At 45.2% G+C, this 9,368-nt stretch carries 3 protein-coding genes and 1 pseudogene; all 4 read left to right on the forward strand.

Annotated features, from left to right (window positions below; all coding sequences use genetic code 11):
- Positions 1–216 (forward strand): annotated as a pseudogene (locus H4J59_RS19860) (Ig-like domain-containing protein); the annotation flags it as partial.
- A gap of 123 nt (positions 217–339) precedes the next feature.
- Positions 340–5,583 carry a beta strand repeat-containing protein gene (locus H4J59_RS11950; protein WP_404852022.1) on the forward strand — a complete coding sequence of 1,748 codons (5,244 nt, stop codon included), beginning with the start codon at positions 340–342 and terminating at the stop codon, positions 5,581–5,583.
- Positions 5,584–5,770: 187 nt separating this feature from the next.
- Positions 5,771–7,945: a type I secretion system permease/ATPase gene (locus H4J59_RS11955; protein WP_182239680.1), complete on the forward strand. Its 2,175-nt coding sequence runs from the start codon at positions 5,771–5,773 to the stop codon at positions 7,943–7,945.
- Positions 7,942–9,315 carry an HlyD family type I secretion periplasmic adaptor subunit gene (locus tag H4J59_RS11960; protein ID WP_182239678.1) on the forward strand — a complete coding sequence of 458 codons (1,374 nt, stop codon included), beginning with the start codon at positions 7,942–7,944 and terminating at the stop codon, positions 9,313–9,315. The genes H4J59_RS11955 and H4J59_RS11960 overlap by 4 nt, the downstream gene beginning before the upstream one ends.
- Positions 9,316–9,368 lie beyond the last annotated feature (53 nt).

The following is a 9,368-nucleotide window of genomic DNA, read 5'->3' on the forward strand; positions in this document are numbered from 1 at the left end:
GCTGCTAACGATACCGATTTAGATGGAGACAGCTTAACGGTAACAGCGGGAACATTTACAACAGCGCAAGGCGGAACATTAGCGCTTGCAGCGGATGGCTCATACACTTATATACCCGCAGCAAATTTCAATGGTACCGATACAGTTGATTACACAGTAACGGATGGAACTGCAACTGATGTTGGACAATTAACCATCACGGTAGCTGCAGTTACAAATGCATTTATTGATGGAGATGAGACTCATAACACAAAAGAAGACACAAATATCGTAGGTGCTAATCTCTTTAGTGACCTTGTAGATGCAGATAGTACAAGCCACTCAATCACTACATTTACAGTGGCTGGAGATATAACTGTTCATGCAGCTGGCGCTACAGTCACTATCGCAGGTAAAGGTGACCTTACTATTAAAGCAGATGGTACATACGACTTTACACCCGTTGTAAACTTTAACGGTTCTGTTCCAACGGCAACCTATACAATCCAAGATAATACTGATACCTCTGATACAGATACATCAACACTTGCTATCACGGTGAATGCATTTACTGATGGAGATGAGACTCATAACACAAACGAAGACACAAATATCGTAGGTGCTAATCTCTTTAGTGACCTTGTAGATGCAGATAGTACAAGCCACTCAATCACTACATTTACAGTGGCTGGAGATACAACTGTTCATGCAGCTGGCGCTACAGTAACTATCGCAGGTAAAGGTGACCTTACTATTAAAGCAGATGGTACATACGACTTTACACCCGTTTTAAACTTTAACGGTTCTGTTCCAACGGCAACCTATACAATCCAAGATAATACTGATACATCTGATACAGATACATCAACATTAACCATCACAGTAGCTCCTGTAAATGATGCACCAGTAGCAGTCGATGATGCAATCAATGCAAATGAAGATACACCATTTACTTCAACTGTAGATTTAGATTTTAATGATACAGATTTAGATGGAGATACCTTAAGCGTTACAGCGGGAACATTTACAACAGCTAATGGCGGAACATTAGTGCTTGCAGCGGATGGCTCATACACATATACACCATTAGCAAACTTCAATGGTACCGATACAGTTAATTACACAGTAACGGATGGAACACTTACTGATGTTGGACAATTAACCATCACGGTAGCTGCTGCCCCGACCGTCATCAGCGTTGGAGATGCGGGCGGCTTCGGCGACAATGTGACGGTTGACGAGGGCGCGTTGGCTGTCTTCACGGTCACTTTGTCGAGCGCTACGTCGTTCGCAAGCTCGTACGACTTGGGGCTAACCAACGACACCGCGCAGATAACCAGCGACTACCTAACGGTCAACGGCGTAGCCACTTCCGAATACACGGACGCGATGAAGTTCAGCAACGGTGTAACGCTCAATGACGATGGCACCAGTGTCAGTGTGCCGACAGGCGTTAGCAGCTTTACGGTCACGGTGCGGACTGTCGACGATGCGGTTGTGGAAACAACCGACGAGACCTTCAACTTGAACGTTGGTGGTCAGACGGGAATCGGCACCATTCTCGATAACGACTCTCCACCAACTATAAACCATATCGGTGATGCGTCGGGCTCTGTCAATAATGTAACCGTCCTTGAGGGAATATCTGCTGTTTTCACAGTCAGTCTATCGCATGCTACTACAGCCATTGGCGCATACGATTTAGTACTTACTGCTGGTTCAGCGAATTTAACAAGCGATTATACTAATGCCATGGTTTTCAGTGACGGTGTCACATACGACTCGGATACTGGACAAATCAGCGTACCAATTGGTGTAACTAGCTTCACAGTGACAGTTCCAACTACTAATGATACAGACCATGAGCCGACAGAGGCTTTTACACTCTCAATCGGTGATGTCGGCGGTGCTAACACTGCTGCAGGCACGGGTACTATAACTGACAACGACGCTGTACCGACTATTACCCATGTTGGTGATTCAGGCGGTAGTATCAACAATGTGACGGTCGTTGAGGGCGTGACCGCTGAATTCACGGTTAACCTGTCTGGCACTTCGGCGACCGCAACCTCGTTCGCCCTGGCGCTCAACAACGGCTCCGCGCTGCTGGGCGCTGACTATACGAACGCGATGACGTTCAGCTCTGGCGCGAGCTATGACAACGGTACCGGTTTGGTGACCGTGTCGGCCGGCACGACCAGCTTCACCGTCACCGTGCCGACCCTCGACGACACGATCGATGAATCAGACCAAACCTTTGTTCTGTCGGTCGGCGGCGTCGCCGGCACCGGCAGTATTACCGACAACGACATGGATGCGGTTCCGGAGGTCAATACCGTGCCAGGCGGTCAGATCACAGCAGAAGACGTGGCGCTGGTATTTAGCACTTCTACCAGTAATCCAATTACAGTGGCGAGTGATGTGACTACAACAACTATTAGCATAGCTAGTGGTACCTTAACAGCATCGATATCTTCGGGTGCTACGATCACTAACGACGGAAGTGAAAGTGTCACAATAACAGGTACGACAGCACAGATTAACGACGCTCTAGACGGCTTGATTTACGCAGGTACAGCAGATTATAACGGCTCAGTAATCCTTACAGTGACAAGTACAGGTGCAGGCTCAGTAGTGACTACCGGAAACGTAGCAATAAACATGACTCCTGTGGTCGATATCACAGATGATTCAGTTTCATATACTCCGACAAGCACAGGGTTTTGTGACACTGTTCCTGCTGACGACACACCTATCGTCGATGGACAGGCTGCCCTTTCAACGGCCAGTGATACCTACACCGTCGGCTCCACAAGCACCGACACCGTGATCCACGGCCTGGGCGGTAACGACACCATCACCACCACTTCAACGAGCGCCAGCAACAACAGTATCGTCACGCTGGAGGGTAACGACACCATCACCACCACTACGGTTGACGGTAACAACGTTATCTGTGCTGGTGACGGCAACAACATCATCACCACCACAGTCACAGGTACCGGTGGCAACTTTGTGGGGATGGGCAAAGGCAACGACACCATGACCACTACCAATGTCAATGGTCACAATATGATCATGGCCGGCGACGGTAACAACACCATTACCACTACTACTACAGGTAGCGGTAACACAAAGGTGGTTGCTGGTACAGGTAACGACACCATTACAACCACCAATGTAGGTGGGGGTTCAAGTACCATACTCAGTGGTGCGGGTAATGACACTGTAAGCACTGGCGCTGGTGCAGACCTCGTCGTCAGTGGCGCGGGTAATGACACTGTTACCACGACAGGGGGGGCAGATATTGTCCTCAGTGGTTCGGGTAATGACACTGTTACTTCAGGAGAGGGTAATGATATTGTCCTCAGTGCTGCAGGCAACGACACCATAGCCGCAGGTGCTGGTAATGACATTATTTTCAGTGGTTCTGGAAATGACAGAATCAACGCCGCTGCAGGTGCAGACATCATCGACAGTGGTGCTGGCAATGACATAATCTGGCTTGGAACTGGTGATGGTGTCGAAGATGTCGTGATTTTCGGTTCAACTGCAACGGCCAACGGTAGTGACGCCATCACACAGTTTACATCAGGTACGGACAAGCTGAATCTGGACGCAATGACTACACAGACTGCAACAACTGCAGTGAACGGTGCCTTGACGGTGACTGCGGGCAATGTTTACTTTTTGTCTACGAATGTTGCAACCGCAGCGAGTACGGCAGCTTTGTCAGCGACTGCACTGGAAGGTGGAGCAGATTGGACTAACGCGAACGTCGGTGACGTCGCTTTCTTTATTGTGAGTGCACCTAACGGTTCGGCGATTTATCAGTATGTAGAAGCGGGTACTGCAGGTATCAATGTGGCAGAACTGACACTAATGGGAACGATTGACGACACCATTACGACTAGTGATTTAGTCTTTGAGGCTAACACTGATGCTGCAACAGGTCTTGCGGCAGGACTTGCGGGACTTGCAAGTACAGAAGAGGCCCCATCAGTTTCATCATTAACGATTGATGTTCTGGCTAACGACGCATTTGAAAATACGGGGACGATTACGGCAGTCAACGGCAGTGCAATTACACAAGGCGGTGCTGCCGTAGCGGTTGATAACGGCAGTGTGACACTAGTTGACGCTAAATTAGTCTTCACACCGACGTTAGTAACTTACAACGGAATAGCAACTTTCACATACACAGTGACATCCGGCGGAGTGAGCGAAACAGCCAACGTAAATGTTCAGGTTGGCCCCGTGGTTGACTCACCAGTGGAAGACACGCTGAAAGCTGAATCTTATTCGCTAGTGATGGGGGTAGCCGGAGCAGAAACCTTGGCGGGTAGCGAAGGCCACGACCTCATGTTCGGTGTGGAAGGTGCCGACGTCTTTAATGCTCTTGGTGGTGATGACATTTTGTGGGGTACCCCAACAGGTGCCGACACCATGAATGCTGGAGATGGAAATGACATCCTGTGGGGTCTAGGCGGGGCCGAAACAATGAATGCTGGAGATGGAAATGACACCATGCATGGTGGTTTAGGTGCAGACATCATGAATGGTGATGCAGGTAATGACTTCATTGATGGTGGTACAGCTGCCGACACCATGAATGGTGGTGCTGGAAATGACACTATCGTGTTTGGTACAGATGATACTGTAATTGATGGTGGAGACGATACCGATACTCTCTTATTTTCGTCGGCGACCAGTATCGATCTCGCCACGCTTACATTACCTAAAAATTTCGAAATTATCGACCTTTCGAAAAATGGCAATCATACGTTAAGTAACATTACCTTGGATGGTGTAATTGCTATAACCGATAGTAATAAGACGCTAACGATATTAAAAGATGACGCTGACACTGTAACGCTCGACGGTACATGGACTAAAAGCACTACGGATACATCAACAATAATTGATGGTGTATCGCGTCCAATGGATTCATATACCCACGCAAGTGATCCTGATGTAACGCTAAAGGTAGTTACCATTCCTGCAGACACGACGGATGTATCTCAAGAGATTATGGGTACCACAGGTGCCGACATCTTAACTGGTGGCACAGGCCACGACCTCATGGATGGAGGCACAGGTAACGATATTCTGGTGGGTGGCGCAGGTGGAGACCTCATGTTTGGTGGCACAGGTGTCGACAGCCTGAATGGTGGCGAAAATAACGACATCATATTGGGTGGCACGGGTGAAGACACCTTGATTGGAGGCGCAGGTAGCGACAACTTGATTGGTGGCACAGATAGAGACACCTTCAAGTGGAACCTGAATGAAACGGGTAGCGATTTCATTCAGGATTTTTCTCTAGGTACAACTGGTGATGTGCTTGATCTAGCAGATCTTTTAGTGGGTGAGTCTAGCGACGCAGCGAGCTTAGATGACTACTTAAACTTCAGTGCTAGCACCGGAGGTGGAACCCTGATCACGGTAGACACCAATGGTTCGGCTGCTGGAGGAGAAGGGCAGACGATTACCTTGGATAACATCGCCTATACTGATTTGCAAACTTATGCGGGCGGCACTGGTTCAAATACCGACATCATCGCTGAGATGCTTTCAGACAACTCGCTGATTGTGTCGTCATGAGTACGGGCGGCAACAGCGACCATTTGCTCACCACCAAATCGACTAACGTCGATAGTGGTGTTCGATTTTATACTAGCGCGTAAGCGCCTCACTAAAACTAAGGTGCGTCGTTTGCTGATACTGGGCTGATCGACACTCCTGCCTGGTACCTTTGTATGCTTTGCTCCCTTTCTAAAGAGATTTTTTGATGACTTCTTCAGCTGAAAAAGAAAAACAGTGGTCAATTCATGCTGGCCAGTGTTTTGGCGAAGACCCACTTTTGAATTGTCTAGTATTACTAAGTGAGCATTTTGGTAGCCCGTGTTCTGCCGATGCCTTAGTTGCAGGGCTGCCGTTTACAAGCAGTTACCTTTCTCCTGAATTATTACCACAAGCGGCCGCCCGTGCAGAATTAACTGCAAAATTAAGCTGTAAAAACATAAATAGTATTCCAAAAATGCTATTACCTTGCATTTTACTACTTAAAGATCAAAAAGCGTGCATATTGCAAGCACTCGACATTAAGTCAAATAAAGTAATCCTGACTATGCCTGAAACAGGCGGCGAAACACACATTAGCGTGGAGGAATTAGAGTCTATTTATGTCGGTTATTTGTTTTTAATTAAGAAAAAATACGCTGTTGATCGTGATTTTGATGTCCATATTAGCGGTACCAAAAAACATTGGTTATTGCACCATATCCGCGAGTCGGCCCCGATCTATCGCGACGTTATAATCGCTTCAGTTTTAGTCAATATTTTTGCACTAGTTTCCCCCTTATTAGTGATGAATGTTTACGATAAAGTGGCACCCAATCTGGCCTTTGAAAGCATGTGGGTATTAGCGATTGGTGCTTCAATTGCTTATATATTTGATCTGATTTTAAAGCAGTTGCGCAGCTATTTAATCGACATGGCCGGTAAAAAGATTGATATTCAAGTCTCTTCCAAGCTCTTTTCCAAAGCCGTTAATATTCCGCTGGAAAAGCGTGCGCCCAGTGTGGGAGGCATGGCCAAGCAGCTCGGTGAGTTTGATAGTGTTCGCGAGTTTTTATCATCGGCAACCATTACTGCATTAGTGGATTTGCCTTTTTCCTTGTTATTTATCTTTATTATTTATTTAGTGGCCGGCGATTTAGCGGTGTTTTCTATTGTTGCTAGCGTGCTAATTATTGGTTATGCATTAATGAAGCAGTCAAAATTGAGTTTTGCTATTGAAGAGAGTAATAAATTCTCTGGCTTGCGTCACGGGCATCTCATTGAAAGTTTATCTGCGTTGGAGTCGATTAAAGCCAATGGGGCAGAAGGTGTCGTACAAAATACCTGGCAACAGATGCTGGGCCACACCTCAAACTGGCAGCTGAAAACAAAAATGATCACTAATTCAGTGACCAATTTTTCCAGTTTTATTGTGCAGATGAGCAGTGTTGCGGTACTGGTGCTCGGTGTATATCGCGTTTCTGATGGCTTGATTTCAATGGGTGGAATTATTGCTGCTGTGTTGTTAACAGGCCGTGCAGTTGGTCCGATGGCAAAAGTGGCTGCGTTAATGACTCGTTATAATCAAACCGTGACCTCTTTGCGACAGCTTGATGGCATTATGGGGCAAGAGGATGAATTTGAAAATAAGGGGCAATTACCGAGTCGGCCTCAATTAGAAGGCCATATTGCGGTTGCAAATATTGGCTTTAGTTACCCTAACAGTAGTAAACCTGCCTTACATCCTTTATCGATACAAATCAGACCAGGAGAAAAAATAGCTATTATCGGCCGCAATGGCTCAGGTAAGAGTACCTTGGCAAAGTTGTTATTAGGTTTGTTTAAACCTACGCTCGGCAGTATGCGCTACGATGGTTTACATCAAGGACAGGTCCACCCCAGTGATTTGCGCCGTAATTTTGGTTATCTAGCCCAAGATATCGTTTTGTTTCATGGTTCAATTAAAGATAATATATTGTTTGGCACGCGCCAGGTAACTGAATATCAAGTGATGCGTGCTGCTCAATTATCCGGCGTGTCAATGTTTACCGACCTTGAATCAGAAGGGTTAGATTTACAGGTAGGTGAAGGGGGGAAATCTTTGTCACGTGGGCAGCGCCAGTCTGTAGCCTTAGCAAGGGCAATTCTAAATGATCCGAAAATTTTGTTGTTGGATGAACCGACGGCAAGCCTTGACGCGCGAGCTGAGCGACAGTTTATGCGTTCTATGGTACAAACCGCTAAAGACAGATCGCTAATATTAATTACTCATAAAATGCATCTTTTAACATTAGTTGACCGCATCATTGTGTTAGATAATGGCCGTTTAGTAGCCGATGGTGACAAGGAATCAATCCTTGCGAAGCTTAAAAGTGGCGCATTAGCCGCAGCAGTAAAACAATGAAAATAACTAAAGAAGATCTAGAAATGGCGGACGATGTTTACGGTGCTATTTTAACACAAGCACCGAGTATTCATCGTTTAATCATCTGGTCATTAGCGGCACTATTTGTCTGCTTTTTTGTTTGGGCCTATTTTGCGGAATTGGATCGTGTCACCAGAGGAGAAGGTAAAGTGATTCCATCAACCCAGATGCAAATTATTCAAAGCCTTGATGGTGGGATTTTACAGGAACTGTACGTTAAGGAAGGGATGTCAGTTAAAAAAGGTCAACTGTTGGCCCGTATTGATGACACTCGTTTTCGCTCTGATATGGCACAGCAGAATAAAGAAGTGGATTCGCTACGCGCAGATATTATTCGCTTACAAACTGAATTAACCAGTATTTTAGTTACTGATGTACCTAACTGGAAATTACAAATTAATATTAGTAAGTTGCGCTTAAAGTTTCCTGATGATGTAAATGAAAACTCCCCAAAATTGGTTTTATATCAACAGGATGAGTATAATGGTCGGCTTAACAATCTTGAAAATAAATTGGCCATACAAGGGTATCAAATAATACAAAGGCAACAAGAAATAAAAAATCAGGATTTAAAGATAGGAACTTTGAAAGCTAGTTTGAAGCTACTAAATAGAGAGCTTACGTTAACTCGGCCGCTGGCAGAAAAAAATATCGTACCAGAAGTTGATCTATTGAGACTAGAGCGAACCTTTAATGATGCCCAGGGGGAATTAAAATCACTGCGTACGATAAAATCTAAACAGCAGTCAGCATTTGAGGAAGCGGTTTTAAAACGTCGTGAAGAGGTACTTAACTTCCGTTCAGATGCTCGTGAACAACTTAATGAGTTACAGTCAAAATACTCTCGTATCACGGAAGCGCAGGTGGGCGTTCAAGATAAAGTTAAAAAAGCATTGATTAGCTCTCCTGTGGTCGGGACGATTAACACAGTTTATATCAGTACCTTAGGTGGCGTAATTAAACCTGGGCAAGCGCTCTTGGAAATCGTACCGACGGAAGACAAATTGTTAATTGAAACAAAAATATTACCTAAAGATATTGGTTTTATTCATATTGGTTTACCAGCTATGGTCAAAATCACCGCATATGACTTTACTCGCTATGGCGGTCTTACTGGCACCGTGGAGCATATTAGTGCAGATACAACCCAAGACGAGGAAGGCAATATTTTTTACATAATAAGAATCAAGACAAAAGATTCGAAGATTCATAGTAAAGACAAAAAGGATATGGCTATCATTCCTGGAATGTTGACTTCTGTGGATGTGATTATGAGTAAAAGAAGCGTACTTGAATATATTTTAAACCCTATTTTACGCGCTAAAGATATGGCGCTTAGAGAAAATTAAATCGTTATATATATAAATAAATAAATAAATAAATATAAATATAAATATAAATG

The sequence above is a fragment of the Colwellia sp. MB02u-10 genome (genome assembly GCF_014077185.1).
Lineage (GTDB): Bacteria > Pseudomonadota > Gammaproteobacteria > Enterobacterales > Alteromonadaceae > Cognaticolwellia.

Bases quoted from the DNA above. Each gene is read 5' to 3' on its own strand.
- H4J59_RS11960 (WP_182239678.1), top strand. From the start codon at position 7,942: ATGAAAATAACTAAAGAAGATCTAGAAATGGCGGACGATGTTTACGGT.
- H4J59_RS11955 (WP_182239680.1), top strand. From the start codon at position 5,771: ATGACTTCTTCAGCTGAAAAAGAAAAACAGTGGTCAATTCATGCTGGC.